Source organism: Paenibacillus sp. FSL R7-0313, from assembly GCF_037969885.1.
Classification (GTDB): Bacteria; Bacillota; Bacilli; order Paenibacillales; family Paenibacillaceae; genus Paenibacillus.
This window is the reverse complement of sequence record NZ_CP150219.1, coordinates 546,281-561,588: the sequence shown is the minus strand read 5'-3', so window position 1 is coordinate 561,588 and position 15,308 is coordinate 546,281. Positions and strand designations below refer to the sequence as shown.

Here is a 15,308-nt window from a genome sequence, read left to right as displayed (position 1 = left end):
TTACAGACAGATGCAACCATGCAACCTGAACAGAATAACGTTCTCACCGTATAGACGGAGGAACACCGCAGCGCATCCTTTCCGGATGAAAGCATACACGGCCTAGGGCCGGCATGACTTTATGGGGAGAAGTGCGCGGGGGTTCCTCCGTCTTCTTGTTTTTTACGGGGCGTTCGATCCTGTTCAGCCGGCCTGAGGTAGTCATGCAGATCTATATCGGGGGGAGTATTATTCATGAAAAAGAGAATTCATAAGGGTATTTTGGTTGGTCTGGCACTGGTATTAACAGGAGTTCTGGCAGCATGCGGATCGGATAGCGGCGGGTCCAGTGCGGCAGGAACATCGGGGGGAGCGGAAGGCGGCACAGAAGGGCCCAAGGCCATCGAACTGCTGAATGTCTCCTATGATCCAACGCGGGAACTCTATGAGCAATATAACAAAGCGTTTGCGGCGCATTGGTTGAAAGAGAAAGGCCAGGAAGTAACCATCAAGCAATCCCATGGGGGATCGGGCAAACAGAGCCGTTCTGTTATTGACGGACTGGATGCAGACGTGGTGACGCTGGCATTGGGATACGATATTGATGCGATTGAAGATAAAGGTCTGATTAACGAAGGCTGGCAGAATAAATACGAGCATAACAGCTCACCGTATACCTCTACGATTGTATTCCTTGTACGTAAAGGTAATCCAAAAGGCATCAAGGACTGGGATGATCTGATCAAAGGGGATACGCAAGTCATCACACCGAACCCCAAAACGTCCGGCGGGGCGCGCTGGAACTATTTGGCGGCATGGGGATATGCCCTTAAGCATAATAACAATGATGAAGAGAAGGCGAAGGAATTTGTTGGAGAATTGTTCAAACATGCGCCTGTGCTGGATTCGGGTGCTCGCGGGTCTACGACAACGTTTGTTGAACGTGGCATTGGTGATGTGTTGCTTGCCTGGGAAAATGAAGCTTTCCTATCGGTAAAAGAGTTGGGTCCAGACAAATTCGATATTGTCGTGCCTTCGGTTAGTATCTTGGCTGAACCGCCCGTTGCAATTGTGGACAAAAATGCAGACAAAAAAGGAAGCCGTGACGTAGCGGATGCCTATCTGAAATATTTGTACAGTGAAGAGGGGCAGACAATTGCCGCTGAAAATTATTACCGCCCAACGCTGGACAGCGTGGAGGAAAAATTCAAGGATCAGTTCCCGGCGCTTGAACTGTTCACGTTGAAAGATGTGTTCGGTACATGGCGGGATACTCAGGCCAAACATTTTAATGACGGTGGTATCTTCGACCAGATCTATGTTCCAGGCAGCTAAGGTTGCTCAGTTCAATGAACACTCGATCAATCGCGCTGTGAGCGGCCAACCAGCCTTACCGGCTGAAGGCAGAGAGGATGAACGTGCATGAGCAAGGTGATGGTGGCGCGGAGACGCACATTGCCGGGATTCGGATTAACGATGGGTTACAGTGTGTTCTACCTGAGCCTGGTTGTACTTATTCCACTGGCTGCGCTGTTGTTTAACTCCACAGGGCTGACGTGGGCAACCATGATTGAGGTTGCGACCAATCCCAGGGTGCTGGCTTCCTTCCAGGTCAGCTTTCTGACCGCAGGTGCAGCGGCCCTGATTGATCTCGTGCTGGGGTTACTCCTGGCATGGGTGCTTGTTCGGTATGAGTTTCCTGGCAAAAGGCTGTTTGATGCGGTCATTGATCTGCCCTTTGCCTTGCCAACAGCGGTAGCAGGGGTTGCCCTTACGGCGATTTATGCCGGCAATGGCTGGATTGGACAGTTTGTAGAGCCCTTGGGCATTAAGCTCGCCTATTCACAGGCTGGGATTACGCTGGCGCTGATGTTTATTGGAATTCCGTTCGTGGTTCGTACGGTGCAACCGGTGTTGGAGGAGCTGGAGGCAGAGGTGGAAGAGGCGGCTGCCACACTAGGGGCAGGAAGATGGCGGATATTCCGTACGATTCTGCTGCCGGATCTGATTCCACCACTGCTGACGGGCTTTGCTCTGGCCTTTGCTCGGGGCATCGGTGAGTATGGCTCCGTTGTATTTATCTCAGGCAATATGCCGATGAAAACGGAGATTGCTCCCTTGCTGATCATGGCCAAGCTGGAGCAGTTCGATTATGCAGGCGCTACAGCTGTAGCGTTGCTACTGCTACTGGTCTCTTTCATCCTGCTGCTAATCATTAATTCCCTGCAACGTTGGAGCCGGAAGGCGGGCAGAGCATGACCATGAAGCATGATGCAATATGGATACGAACAGATGTCACTCACCCAAACCAAAGGAGGTGCAGCGTATGGCGGGTTCCGTTCCACTGAGCCCTGTTCCACCTGTGAAGACTGGCCGTGGAACTAACCGTGCAACAACGGAAGCTCCATGGGTCAAATGGTTGTTGATTGGACTGGCGAGCCTGGTACTCATATGGCTGCTTATTTTGCCACTGGTTATTGTGCTCATGGAGGCGTTGAAGCAGGGCTGGGGTGTGTACATCGCCGCTCTTACCGAGCCGGATGCCATGTCTGCACTGAAACTCACGTTATTGGTTGCGGCGATTACAGTGCCGCTGAATACGATATTTGGTGTGGCTGCTGCCTGGGTGATTACCAAGTTCCAGTTCAAGGGCAAGGGGCTCATGATCACCCTGATTGATCTTCCCTTTTCCATCTCGCCTGTGGTGGGCGGGTTGATCTTTGTATTGGTTTTTGGTTCCAATGGGTGGTTTGGGCCGTGGCTGTCCGAACATGATATCAAAATCATTTTTGCGCTGCCAGGCATTGTCATAGCAACGTTGTTTATTACCTTCCCTTTCGTAGCGAGAGAACTGATTCCGCTGATGGAGGACCAGGGAACCCGGGAAGAGGAAGCGGCGGTTACGCTGGGTGCCTCCGGGTGGCGAATCTTCTGGAGTGTAACTTTGCCCAATATCAAATGGGGACTGTTGTACGGTATTATTCTTTGTAATGCCCGTGCTATGGGTGAGTTCGGAGCGGTATCTGTGGTGTCCGGACATATCCGCGGGGAGACCAATACGCTGCCGCTACATGTCGAAATTTTGTATAACGAATATCAATTCTCAGCTTCATTTGCCGTAGCTTCCCTGCTCCTGATTCTGGCTCTCGCCACGTTGCTTCTCAAGAGCTGGCTTGGACACAAAGCCGTTTCAGAAAAGTGATGATGAGAAGAAAAAAATACAGATTGACAGCTACTGGAAGCCCTGCTAATGTATAAACCAAGTATATAGGTTGGATAAGAATGATTTATAAATCCGTTGGATGATAGCGCACTTAGGAATATGGCGGGCAGTAGCCCGAGAAGAGGAGGCGGCTCTATGGCTAAGCCGTTAAAAGTGGATGAGGTATGGTTGGACCGAATTGCCGGACAGCTGAATGACATGGAGTTTGGTTCTTTGCACATCGTGGTGCACGAAGGTCAGATTGTGCAGATGGAGCGGACCGAACGCAAGCGTTTTGAAAACACGCCCTCAGGCAGCGCCTCCAAATCCGGAAGCACGGCACGAAGCAGTTCAGCCCGTTCACTACGCGGATCGAATGCGAGTGCGAAGGGATAGAGAGTGACTAGCGTGAGGGAAGCGGGGATGGGTGCATAGGAACACACACGTATACTTTCCAGAAACTACTCATGGGAAATGTATGTTCCATATCGTCCCACCTATTGCGCGTGACTCGTCTCCTTATGCTCGTTATACCAATGATTCGCTTCAAGCAGCACCTGTTGCCCACCTGCATCCATGAATTCTTCCACAAAGGTATCGAAATACCCCACAGGCTGATCGCCCGTGATGATGGAGATGTACGCTCTGTCTCTCATGCGAATCAATTCAGATGAATATTGAATCAGGGCAGGGGTTGCAACCTCCAGGCGATTATAGATACCATTCTCCGTCAACCCTGCAGATGCAGCCCACTGTTCACGTTTATCCGAGGGTGTACCTGGAACCGTCATGCCGATGCTTGAGCCGATCATATTAATATAATTCTCCATTCTGTTGTATGGGTAAAGTAAATGGAACGAGTTTGAATCTTCATCACTCCAATTCCAGTGTTTTCCTGGAAGGCCATACTCCATTTTGATCTGCTCCTCCGGATCGGGGTTGGCACTTACATAATCGAGTATCTCCAAAATTTTCTCCAGTTTCCCCGGCTCCTTCGCAGCCTCAGCACCTATAGCAATAAAATTCATCAGCAGATTGTTCCCTTTTGAACCGCTATGTCCATCAGGACCAATAACAGGAGAACCAAATACAACCTCTGCAGCTGCGTTCTTCTGTAACAGCTCATTAACATTGAACGAGGCTCCCACAGGGGTTGCTTGGCCATTTTCATTGAGGACACTGTAGTCTCCCTCTTGATTCCAATGATAGTAGTTGCCCATCGAGGTCATCCCAATTTTTCCATTAATAAAAGCATGGGATAGATGTTTATAACCACCCTTATTTTCGCCGGTTATAAACTCGGGGTCGATAATCCCGTCCTGATACCACTTTTGCATATAAGTCAGGGCTTTTTTCATCTCCGGCTCCAAAGCGCCGATCACGAGTTGGTTGTTTTTTTCATTAAAATACAGCTGTTCGGTGAAAACGGACTGTCCAAAAGCACCAAACACCACATTTAAGCCCTCTCTGGATAGGCCATACGTATCCTGTTTACCATTCCCGTCCGGATCATCTTTGGCAAAAGCATACATAACCGTTTCAAATTCATCTAAAGTCTTCGGAACGTCCAGACCAAGCTTTTTAAGCCAGTCCTCTCGGTATACGACTGGAGTTCGATAGATGTTGGTCTGATTAATGGCCGGTATTCCATATAAGGAGCCGTTTATTTTTCCATACTCTAAGTAACGTGAATCATAATTGCGAATCCGCTGTACGATATTTGGCGCATATTGCTCAAGTACATCCTGGGGGATTTCTGCTAAAACCCCCTGCATTTGATACTTCAGCAGATCATGGGGCTGCCTGATCCGGAACAGATCCGGTATTTTACCTTGAGCCAGCTCCAAATCCAGAAGTTCCTCGTACCGCTTGTTCTCAAGGTTCCATACCTCCAGATCGACATCAAATCGATCCTCAATATATGCAATCATCTCAGCGTCCTCAGGAACAGGGATATTCTGATGCATGGTCCAGGATATCGTGTATTGTGGTGCTGTCTCCTTCTCAGCGCTTGCTAGATGGTCTTGCTGTTGCACTTGTGCTGTTTCTCTTCCTAAAGAGGTACACCCACTTGTAAATACGAGAAGGAGGAGCATTGCGGAATATAGACATATCTGTCTTGAAAGGTTGATGTTCATAGCAGCTCCTTTCCTAATTTTAATTCTATATAGGTTCAATTTAACATTTACACAATAACGGAGAGGACAGAAAGAACCTGAAGAAGCGAAGCGTTCGCCTTTATTCCCGGATTTCCCCTTTTAGAAAAGGGATCAAATAAATCTGGGAATAACAGCGATCGGAAGGTTATTCTGTCATCGGAGTGTCCGTGTAAATATTCCTAATTGACCCTATATAGATCCCTGTTCCATTAGACTGCGCATGAAGTTTTTTGGTGTACAGCCGTGAATTTCTTTGAACTTCTTAATGAAATAAGCAGGGGTACGGTAACCGACCGTACTTGCGACCTGCTCAACTGTAATTTCACGCTGTGTCATGAGCTCGCGTGCGCGTTCCATTCTCTGATTCGTAACATATTCGGAATAAACAATCCCGGTTTCTTCCTTGAAAAGTTTACTGAGATATTTAGGGCTGATGAATACTTGCTCTGAGACATGATCCAGCGTGAGATCGCCCGATAAGTGCTCACGAACATAGGCTTTGACAGCTGAAATGGTATCCACGCTTCGTACCTCACTTCGCTTCTCCATATGCATCACAAATTCGGTGACGAGATGAATGATCCATTCCGAATAGCGGTTGATATTGTAGAACAATGAAAATTGCTTGTACAAATTCAATGAATTCGCCTCGGCGGGCTGCCAACGAACCTGATTAACACACTCAGCGTAAATAGATACCGTTTTTAATAAGATGATCCGACTGTATTCGGCGGAATAGGGGCCTTTCTTTAATGTCGCGACCAATTCCTGAATGGCCTGAACCGTACCTTGCACATCCCGAGTCTGCAATTTCTTCTCAAAATTTACGAGGTATGAGTCCGAAATTTCCAAGCTGCTGGTTTCCCTGTTCAGAAGATCAAGATCCTGAATGGCAGACTGCTCGGGGAAGAAGTAGCTGTATCGAATCAGGGTATTCGCCTGATGATAGCTTGTGTGAATCTCTGTGAAGTGTTCTACCCATCCGCCTAACGATAGTACAAATTCCAGACCAAATCTGCTGCTCGCCTCAGCGTGAATAAAGTCTACAATGTGATCAGAGAGAGGTTCTTCGGGTTGGTTGGTACAGATAATTACGGCTATTTTGTGATCCTGCAATTCCTCTGCCAGCAGTTGAGTTCCATCCATTTCTGCGATCTCAAGTTGCTGAATCATCGTGTACAACGTATGCTGCAACTGTCGTGGCTTCAGATCCTTCCACTTCTCATTAACGGGGTCAATGACGATGCAACGGAAGCGAGAGTAGGCCATTGAAATGTGAACAGACTGGAGCTGTTCCGTAAGTTCCTCCGGTGTAAATCGATTATTTAACATATTAAGCATGATACTATGCTTAATCATCTTGTGATTGGCCTGTAAGGTTTCTTCAAGACTATCAACTTTATTGGACAGACTGTTAAACGTTGTATCGATGAACCGATATTCGTCCTGCTTTAAGCTGGTTGGGCTATCCATCCGGCTCTTGATGTTATTCAGGATTCGCTTAAGAGGACTATAGTTGGCCCTGGTAAAGATAGACGACATCGCTATCCCAACCGCAACAGCCAATAAACCGAGAAGAACCGAAATCTCCTTCAAGCTATCCAATTTATAATAGAAGCTTTCATTAGGTGTGGTGGTGTAGATTCTCCATGTATTTCCTTTAAATTGATCTTGGGTAACGACATGAGAGTCATAGTTAAATACAGGCGTGAAGCTCTCATCTGAAGAATGAAAGGTGAGCAGCGACTGCGTCAGATTCTCCTCCGTGGAGCTGCCTATCAACGTTTTGTCCGCGGCAGATATGACAGTTCCGTCCTGGTCGATGATTAATGTATTCGCATAGTCAGCAGGGAGCATATTTTTAATGATCTGACTGATCGCTGACTCTTTGATATCAATCGCAATCATGGCCGTACTGTCCTGTCCAGACGATTGAAACGGGTAACTGTGGACATAGGAAATCAGAGGACTCATGTTGTCCTGTTCCCGTGATTCGATATAAGCATCCTGAGGCACCATGCGAGTCTTCATCCATAAGGAGCTTTCTGGAGTCTCTTTCATCGCAGCAATCCAATCCGTCGTATGATCCACACTCGAAGGCGTGTCCTCATAGAGCAATAGCCCATATACAGATGAGACAATGAAGTGGTTCTTCGTATCGTACACATGAATAGCTTCAATGAGATCGGAATAATTTTGCACCATATTTTTGAGGGACTGTTCGATGTCCAGGATTTTGCTATGGTTTCCTTTTAAGCTATCTAGATCGATACTTGCAGCGTTACCGAGTGCCAGGGACAGATAAACCTGATTCACCTTCTGGATAACGGAGCTCTCAATAGTATTGACAGTGCTTTTCAGCGAAAGTTGATTATTGATTCGAATTTCTTTGCTGTATTGATGGGAGAAGAAGAGGTATAGAATGGAGCCGAAAAGAAGCGCAATGACAAGAACGACAGCAAGGTAGGAAAGAACCATTTTGGATCTCACAGATTGAAATGGCTTAAGCATTCTTTTTCCCCCTTCATTTCTCTTTTCTAAACAACTTCATCATTATATAGCAGGCCGAGGACTAGAAATCATGTTGATCGAAATTTAACAAACTCCCACTGAATAATTTACTTTCAGTTAATAAAGCGTTTACAAAAGTAGGTATTTTAATTGATAAATGTAGTATCTAACTCCATTTTTCTTGGCATATAAGCTCCGGAACGTACGATTTTGATATAAAACGGAATTTGTTCTATAGATGCGAAACGCTCCCTAATGCTACAGTAACGGCAGATCAGACATCTGTATAGAGTCTTTCTTACTCATTTGCAGATGCAGAAGCAAAAAAATAATTTACCATAACGGGAGCGTGTATTTGCAAGCCATGAGAAAACCACTTAAAAAGTCACTGGCATTACTTCTAATGTTGTCTATGGTAGGTCCGACATTTGCAGAGAAGAGTTTTGCAGCCGATCAGAAGGTTCAATTCTCTGATATTCAGGGACACTGGGCGGAAGCAAATATTCAAGCATGGGGTGATCAAGGTTTAATTCGAGGCTATCTGGATCGTTCATTTAAACCGAACACGTATATTACGAGAGCAGAATTTATGAATTTGGTAAACGGTGCATTTGGATATTCCGGACAAGCTAAAATTACCTTTAACGATGTGTCTGAGAGTGCATGGTATTACGAAGCAATTTCTATTGCAAATGCGAATGGATATATAGATGGATACACCGATGGCACAATGAAGCCACAAGATCCGATCACCCGTCAAGAAGCAGCTAAAGTGATCGCTGGCATTTTGAATCTGGAGTTAAATGAAACAGCAGCGAATGTATTTAGCGATTCATCGTCTATTGCGGCGTGGAGCAAGGGAGCTGTAGGTGGAGCAGCAGCAGCGAAAATTATCTCCGGTTATGCAGATGGAAGCTTCAAACCGCTTAATTCCATTACGCGTGCCGAAGCGGTGTCTGCGCTCGTTAAGGCTGTGGAAACAGATGCTACTACAGCTGCCAAACCAGCTAAGCCAAAAGGAACGGCAACCGTACTGAATGTTAATCCCCCAGCAGATGAAGCTCGGTTATCCGCCGTGAAGCACGGAGCCAATGCCGGAGACGACACCTTGAAAAATATTGCCGAAACCAATCCGTTTATTGATATTTTGGACGGTTTTGATCAAGTATGGTCCATGAACCAAGCGGATTGGAGAGATGGGACAGCGGCAACCAAAATTGGAGCTGACGGCAAAAATGCAAAGTATGGAGATGGACCGTCCCCATATTATGATGGCTTTAAAAACGATCCAACCGTAGCTGTCGCTGATCAGAAAACATATGCAAATGAAGAGATCCGAAACAAAGCGACTTGGGAAGCCAATATCAAATATGTAGAAAAGGTCACGCAAAATCGCACGGCTGAAGAGACATTGGCAGCCTATTATGATGACCAAAGAGATAAGATCTATAGCGTGATGGAGGGCTTTGGTCCGTTGGCTAACACGTATGTAGATATCATCAAGCCAAAGACAAACGTTGAACGAACGGTGGACGAAATGAATGTGGTATTGACCGAAGAAACAGTGGAAGATGAAAGCCAAGGCATTGGAGATTGGGAAGCAAAGACGGAACTTTCAGACTTGGTCAATTTAGTTGATCTGGTTCGATTCAAAATTCCTGCCTCATCTAATCCTTCTAAATATTTCTACTCTTCCCCTAGACCGTGGAGAATGAATTCCAATGGAGAAGTGAAAGAAGTTGTTGACAGCAAGGGACTGCCTGTATGGGAAACCTTGAGCGAAGGTGAGAAAAAAGAAGTACCTTTGGCTTCAGGCGGCACCAAATCAACAGGAGAAAAACATTACCAGCAATACGAAACTAACGTTAAGCTTATTCCTGCGTTAACTTATGTCAAACGAATCGCTGAGGATGGAAGAGGAAAAGATGGCGCATTTCCGAGCGGACATACCAGTGCAGCTTACTTATCCGTATTTCCTTTGGCATACGCTACACCAGAACGATTCTCTGAATTGTTAACGAGAGCAGCTCAGTTGGGCGAGAATCGAGTCGTAACAGGGATGCACTCACCGCTTGATATTATAGGAGGAAGAATACAGTCGACAGCCATGGCTGCCTATGCACTTAATCAGGCTGAGAACAAAGATGTGTTAGAGAAAGGCTATGAGAATGCAGGAGAAGTATTTGGAGCTGCAGCCAAGGAAAACAATATGAGTCTGTATGAGTATGCACACACCGTAACCGAAGATTACACGTTCAAGAGTGCTTACGATGAACACAAATGGGAAGATCATGATGCCAATAAAGCCTTCTATAGAGAGAAGATGACTTATGGTCTACCACAAACAGGAACCAAAGGGTTGGCTCCCGTTGTACCGCTAGGAGCAGAAGCTCTGTTGGAAACACGTCAACCGTATTTAACAGATGAGCAACGCAGACAAGTATTGTATACAACGTCCATTGACTCTGGATATCCTGTACTGGATGAATCCAAGGGCTGGGGTAGAATTGATCTGGTCACGGCTTCGGATGGATACGGTGCATTTTTGAACAATGTAACTGTGGATATGGATGCTTCCAAAGGACGGTTTAATGCAGAAGATTGGTGGAGAAATGATATTACGGGTAGTGGAATGCTTACGAAAAAGGGAACAGGAACCCTTACATTGACAGGAAAAAATAGCTATACTGGTGGAACATTGCTGCAAGCAGGAACGCTGGTAGCCGAATCTGCAACTGCTTTTGGTACAGGTGATCTGTATGTAGAAAATGGAACAGTTGTTGTAAATGTCGATGGAGCATTAACCTTGAATAGAAACTTCACCATGGATAAGGGGACGCTGGAATTGGGTGTCGCTGATGGCAACAGTCAACTGAATGTTGGCAGAAAACTCTATATTGAAGGAGGAAGTCTCAAACTCGACTTGTCCAACTATAAGATTGAAGGTTCCAAAGATATTACGTTAATCACGGCTAATGGAATTACAGGTGAATTCGACAGTGTAACGGCAGATGGTTATGACGTTACGGTCACGTACGAAAAAGGTCGTATCATTGCACATGTTGTAGCCAAATAAGTGAAGTAATTATCCATGATACAAAGTGAACTAAAGAATGTCACACATGCGACTTCGATGACAGAATAACCTTCCGATCATTCTTCGCAAAACAATTAGTAATATAGAAAAGGGCTGAAACTACATTGTAGTTTCAGCCCTTTTTGCGTACAGATACGTTGGATTTAGAGCGTTCTTTCAAAATCTACTGAAAGCCGAGACGTATATTAACGAGTCCAGAGTTGGAAAGCGTGCTGCATACTGAATGTAAGAGCAAGCGATCAGGACGTCGCAAAGGTGGCTTTCCTATTTTCCTCTACCAATGAAAATTTTCTTTTCGTAAGGGAGGGACACGAGCTTGTCCTCTCAGTCGCTCTTGGAACAGAGCATGAGCAGGGATTGAGCTCTAACGAATCTGAGGCGTCGTATTCAAGGATTTGAAACGCCCGCAGAAATCTAAAGAATCTGAGACACGTTATATCGAAATGTACGGCGTTTTAGAGCATTTTTATCGAGCGATTTTGGGAAATAACGTGTCTGAGGTTCTTTACAATTTTGAAAGAGGCTGTAGAGGTAATATAAGACGTCCTGTGTTCCTTAGAAAATCGACTGGCTACTCAATAGGAACAGCCAGACGGGAGCTCGATAATTTTGGGACACTGACATTCATCATCGTATAGCATGCCGAGTAAGGAGACACGACCTGATCTGTAAAAATCCAGCCGAAGGATGGCCAAGTCTCGTATCATCGAGGTGGGTATCTAAGTTTAATCATACGGAAGCGGCTGGATGCGTAGGTTATTCGTCGGTGTTGGTACCAGATGTACGACGTGTATTCCCTTCTATCTCCGTAGAGACTTGCTTCGTAGGTTCCAGATCCGTATGTCCTGCATAGGGGCGATCACTGCGAGAGCGCGTCCCAGTCAACCCGAAACCCGAAGTAAATATAATCAGCTGTAGTCCCAGTGCATAGGGTGCAGCAACAGGTCCAATCAGATGGAGCAAGGAGCATAGGGCGATCAGCAAGGAGAGCATTTTGGTTACTGTACGTGACCTATCCCGTCGTGGGCTGGCCCAGAGCAGGTAACCATATATTATGGTGATCATTAGGGAAATTGCGCGAATCCATGGCAAGATGTTGTCCCATGAGTCCACAGAAACGTCCAACATCCGCTGACGAAATACCAGATCTGTAAACAGAAACCCTGTAGCCGCCAGTGCGGCTGGTTCGGCTACAGGCCGAAGGATGGTCCAGACCGCTGTGCCCCAATGATCTGCAAGAGTATCCCGGCTGAGTTCATCTGATAATACGGTGCACTCCCGTTCAAGTGCTCTGTGCATCAGTCCAAGTCGGGCAGGATCATGATCCTTAATACAGTCACGGATCTGGTCCTGTAGCTGAGGGGATAGGTAAGATGCAGCTTTGCAGGCTAACATTGCCGTTATCAGATCGTTATGTTCGTGTTCAGACCGTTCATAATTCCGATTTTCCTGGATGGTAAGTTGTCCCAAGAGGGCTGTACTTATGTATAATGTATCTCGTATCCTTTGCATTCGCCTTTCGTGGCTGCGGCGAACTTCAGTGGCAGACCATATGTATATTCCCAGAAGCAAAGCCATGACGCCAAGCAGCACAGCCACAGCACCTGGGCGTGATGTCAGATCCTCAATCCAACGTTGAAACACACTTGTTCCTCCTTTGCAGCAACTTCACGTATCATGAAACACGCTTCACGTAAGCTTTCTCTCACTATTACACAGGAAGTAGATGAATTCAAGCAGAAAGGGGCACAATTCATGGATCATGTGAGTATTGAACACACACCACCCGCAGCAGTGGAGTATCTTGCCTTGCGGCAGATTGCCGGCCTTAGTGCAATGAGCAGGGAAGGGGCGGAGATTGGATTACCGAATAGCCTGTTTGCCGTATGTCTGCGTGAAGAGGATATGCTGATAGGCATGGGGCGAGTGATTGGAGATGGAGGTTGTTTCTTTCAGGTCGTCGATATTGCTGTACACCCGGATGTTCAGGGCATGGGGTATGGAAAACTGATCATGAGCGAAATTATGAATTATCTGCGTAAAGCAGTACCTGCCCGTGGTTTGGTCAGTCTGCTGGCGGATGTTCCGGCTGATCAACTTTATGCTCAATTTGGATTTGAATACACCAGCCCAAAATCGGAGGGTATGTGGTGGAGGCAGGGAGACTAGTGAACTAGTTAAATAACATATTCGGCGAACCTTTGGATAAATCCAAAGGTTTTTTTGCTTTACAACCATTTATTTACAGGTATAATGTAAATTAAATCCAATTTACGATTTACAAATTACGATATACGCGTGTACTCGTGAAGAATGGAGGAATTAAATATGTACAATGACCAGAAAGCTCAGTTTAACCAGATGGTGGAACGATCTGTGGAGCAGGCGAACAAAAATCTTTCGGGAGCCAAGGGAGTTGTTTCCGTTCGATTAAGTCAGGAAGAGATTGATATCATAGATCAGCTTGTATTTCTTGAATTAGCGAAAAACCGTTCTGATGCGACTGCAATGTTGATTAGGGAAGGCATACGAACCCATCAGACCTTATTGAACGAGATACGCGAGTATACGGCTGAACTGGAACGGGTAAAAGCCAAGATACAACAGACCATTCGAGATTCAGGTTTGGTTACGCGTCTGCATCGTATTAGTGATGATGAATCTGTTACGTACGAGGGAGAGGTGCGTGAAAAAGATGAAAAATGAAATTCGCGGCGACAGCTATCGAGCGGTTTTGCGCCTTCCTTCTTTTGTTGTGCTTCTTGTTGGTAGATTGGTTTCTGGCGCAGGTCAGATTTTATTTTCTATGGCGACGATGTGGTATATCCTCCAATTAACAGAGTCGGCACTCGCTGCGGCACTGATTCCGATGCTGCCGTACTTGATCTATGCATTTTTGGGTATTCCCCTGGCAACGATCAGTGATCGCCTGCCCAAAAAGCAACTTTTGATCTGGACAGATATATTGCGTGCAGGCATAGCCTGCATATTGGCACTTTTGTTCATGACAGGATCCATGCTTCCGTGGCATATTTACGCAGCCAATCTGCTCATTGCAATCCTTGGTTTTTTGTTCAATCCGGCAACCCAGACAGTCATCCCCGCTATTTTGCCAGAACCTACAAAACAATTAGCTCCAGCCAATGCACTACTGAACTCTTCCTCCAAAACGATTGAATTGCTTGGATACGCCTTGGGGGGAATATTGATCGCGCTCATCTCCGTTCAGTCCATCCTGTTCATCTATGCCGTTACATTTCTGCTATCCGCCATATCCATTTTCTTTATTCGCATCCCTGTAACCAAAGTAGTGAAACAAAAAGGAGTCTCTGGTTTTGTTAAAGATAGCATGCAGGGAATTACATTCCTGTTTTCCCGTAAAATTTTGGCCTGTTGCATTATCTTTGGAGCTATTATCAATTTTGCGGGGGCGCCACTGCACATTTTCACGCCGATTTTTGCCAATATGGTGCTGCAAGCCGGACCACAAGGCTACGGTCTGCTTCAGTCAGCCTTTGCCGCTGGCAGTATTGCAGGTTCTCTGCTCAGTGGTAAATATGCCAAACGACTCTCGCTCGCTCACTGGTTTTTGATCAGTTATCTCATCTCAGGTACAAGTCTGCTGTTCATGCCGATGTTTCCTAACCTGTATATCGCGATTGCATGTTCATTTTTGTTGATGATGGGACTAGCTCTTGTGAATGTACCATTGGTTACTTCCATTCTTTTATCCACCCCGGAAGAAAAGAGAGGACGTGTCATGAACAGTATGGGTGTTTTGATGAGTGGCATTAGTAATCCGCTTGGGCTGTTGCTGGGAGGGTGGTTCATTGAAACGTACAACCCTTCATGGGTGTACATGGGGATTGGTACATTTGTTATTTGTATGGGCATGGCAAGCCTATTTGTCCGACCTTTCCGTGAAGAACGTAGCAAGCGTACCCAGCGTACCCGGCAACAAACGACCTCGATGTAGTCTGGAATCTGATGTCATATTGCACCTCTTTTTAGTCTGAGGAAACAAGTAATTTGACATGATCAGGCGAAATAAATGGATTAAGTAAATAATTTATGTAAAATAATTCAATTAAAAAGAAGGAATATCAAATTTTATGTAGAATTTGGTTTATAAGAGGGGGAGACAAATGGGAGGTAATATATCATGGAAAACAAGGAAATTTTATCTGTACAGGATTTGATGGCACTAGAGGTTGAAGAGGATAACAACATGTTTGAGGAAACAAGCTTGTGTACAGTGTGCAGCTGGACTAGCTCACAAACAATTGTTGTTGAGAGCTAGGAACTTCTTTACACGCTCTATTCACTGAATCATTTGAAAGATAAGTCTTTGATTTTCGCG

12 protein-coding genes are annotated in these 15,308 nt (G+C 45.8%); 9 read left to right on the top strand and 3 right to left on the bottom strand.

Annotation, left to right across the window (positions count from 1 at the left end):
* Positions 1 to 234: 234 nt before the first annotated feature.
* The 4 genes from NSQ38_RS02285 to NSQ38_RS02270 all read left to right on the top strand — a co-directional run bounded on the left by NSQ38_RS02285 (position 235) and on the right by NSQ38_RS02270 (position 3,577).
* Positions 235 to 1,314, top strand: a complete 1,080-nt coding sequence (locus NSQ38_RS02285; protein WP_339786710.1) for a sulfate ABC transporter substrate-binding protein — start codon at positions 235 to 237, stop codon at positions 1,312 to 1,314.
* 87 nt (positions 1,315 to 1,401) lie between these two features.
* Positions 1,402 to 2,238 (top strand): sulfate ABC transporter permease subunit CysT, encoded by an 837-nt coding sequence (gene cysT / locus NSQ38_RS02280; RefSeq protein WP_017690928.1) that lies wholly within the window; start codon positions 1,402 to 1,404, stop codon positions 2,236 to 2,238.
* 67 nt (positions 2,239 to 2,305) lie between these two features.
* Positions 2,306 to 3,181, top strand: coding sequence for a sulfate ABC transporter permease subunit CysW (cysW, locus tag NSQ38_RS02275; RefSeq protein ID WP_076332673.1), 876 nt, complete (start codon positions 2,306 to 2,308; stop codon positions 3,179 to 3,181).
* A gap of 156 nt (positions 3,182 to 3,337) precedes the next feature.
* Complete coding sequence (locus tag NSQ38_RS02270; RefSeq protein WP_036607453.1) at positions 3,338 to 3,577, top strand: YezD family protein; 240 nt, start codon at positions 3,338 to 3,340, stop codon at positions 3,575 to 3,577.
* A gap of 101 nt (positions 3,578 to 3,678) precedes the next feature.
* Here NSQ38_RS02270 and NSQ38_RS02265 read toward each other — a convergent pair whose 3' ends face one another.
* Both NSQ38_RS02265 and NSQ38_RS02260 read right to left on the bottom strand, forming a co-directional pair.
* Positions 3,679 to 5,319, bottom strand: a complete 1,641-nt coding sequence (locus NSQ38_RS02265) for an extracellular solute-binding protein (RefSeq protein WP_339786707.1) — start codon at positions 5,317 to 5,319, stop codon at positions 3,679 to 3,681.
* Positions 5,320 to 5,529: 210 nt separating this feature from the next.
* Entirely contained in the window at positions 5,530 to 7,851 is a 2,322-nt protein-coding gene (locus NSQ38_RS02260) for a helix-turn-helix domain-containing protein (RefSeq protein ID WP_339786705.1), read from the bottom strand.
* Positions 7,852 to 8,215: 364 nt separating this feature from the next.
* Between NSQ38_RS02260 and NSQ38_RS02255 the strand changes: the two genes are divergently transcribed.
* On the top strand, positions 8,216 to 10,927 hold the full coding sequence (locus NSQ38_RS02255) for an S-layer homology domain-containing protein (protein WP_339786703.1): 2,712 nt from the start codon (positions 8,216 to 8,218) through the stop codon (positions 10,925 to 10,927).
* Positions 10,928 to 11,704: 777 nt separating this feature from the next.
* Here NSQ38_RS02255 and NSQ38_RS02250 read toward each other — a convergent pair.
* Entirely contained in the window at positions 11,705 to 12,592 is an 888-nt protein-coding gene (locus tag NSQ38_RS02250) for a hypothetical protein (RefSeq protein WP_339786701.1), read from the bottom strand.
* A gap of 111 nt (positions 12,593 to 12,703) precedes the next feature.
* Between NSQ38_RS02250 and NSQ38_RS02245 the strand changes: the two genes are divergently transcribed.
* From NSQ38_RS02245 to NSQ38_RS02230, 4 genes are all read left to right on the top strand, one after another.
* Positions 12,704 to 13,117: a GNAT family N-acetyltransferase gene (locus NSQ38_RS02245; RefSeq protein ID WP_253429549.1), complete on the top strand. Its 414-nt coding sequence runs from the start codon at positions 12,704 to 12,706 to the stop codon at positions 13,115 to 13,117.
* A gap of 159 nt (positions 13,118 to 13,276) precedes the next feature.
* A complete protein-coding gene (locus NSQ38_RS02240; RefSeq protein WP_047840324.1) occupies positions 13,277 to 13,654 on the top strand; it encodes a hypothetical protein in 378 nt (125 codons plus the stop codon).
* Complete coding sequence (locus NSQ38_RS02235; protein WP_256332437.1) at positions 13,644 to 14,924, top strand: MFS transporter; 1,281 nt, start codon at positions 13,644 to 13,646, stop codon at positions 14,922 to 14,924. Before NSQ38_RS02240 ends, NSQ38_RS02235 begins: the two co-directional genes overlap by 11 nt.
* 186 nt (positions 14,925 to 15,110) lie before the next feature.
* Positions 15,111 to 15,248, top strand: a complete 138-nt coding sequence (locus NSQ38_RS02230; protein ID WP_161799395.1) for a hypothetical protein — start codon at positions 15,111 to 15,113, stop codon at positions 15,246 to 15,248.
* Positions 15,249 to 15,308: the final 60 nt, after the last annotated feature.

Coding starts and splice junctions, on each gene's coding strand:
- NSQ38_RS02285 (WP_339786710.1), top strand. CDS start 235: ATGAAAAAGAGAATTCATAAGGGTATTTTGGTTGGTCTGGCACTGGTA.
- cysT (WP_017690928.1), top strand. CDS start 1,402: ATGAGCAAGGTGATGGTGGCGCGGAGACGCACATTGCCGGGATTCGGA.
- cysW (WP_076332673.1), top strand. CDS start 2,306: ATGGCGGGTTCCGTTCCACTGAGCCCTGTTCCACCTGTGAAGACTGGC.
- NSQ38_RS02270 (WP_036607453.1), top strand. CDS start 3,338: ATGGCTAAGCCGTTAAAAGTGGATGAGGTATGGTTGGACCGAATTGCC.
- NSQ38_RS02265 (WP_339786707.1), bottom strand. CDS start 5,319: ATGAACATCAACCTTTCAAGACAGATATGTCTATATTCCGCAATGCTC.
- NSQ38_RS02260 (WP_339786705.1), bottom strand. CDS start 7,851: ATGCTTAAGCCATTTCAATCTGTGAGATCCAAAATGGTTCTTTCCTAC.
- NSQ38_RS02255 (WP_339786703.1), top strand. CDS start 8,216: ATGAGAAAACCACTTAAAAAGTCACTGGCATTACTTCTAATGTTGTCT.
- NSQ38_RS02245 (WP_253429549.1), top strand. CDS start 12,704: ATGGATCATGTGAGTATTGAACACACACCACCCGCAGCAGTGGAGTAT.
- NSQ38_RS02240 (WP_047840324.1), top strand. CDS start 13,277: ATGTACAATGACCAGAAAGCTCAGTTTAACCAGATGGTGGAACGATCT.
- NSQ38_RS02235 (WP_256332437.1), top strand. CDS start 13,644: ATGAAAAATGAAATTCGCGGCGACAGCTATCGAGCGGTTTTGCGCCTT.
- NSQ38_RS02230 (WP_161799395.1), top strand. CDS start 15,111: ATGGAAAACAAGGAAATTTTATCTGTACAGGATTTGATGGCACTAGAG.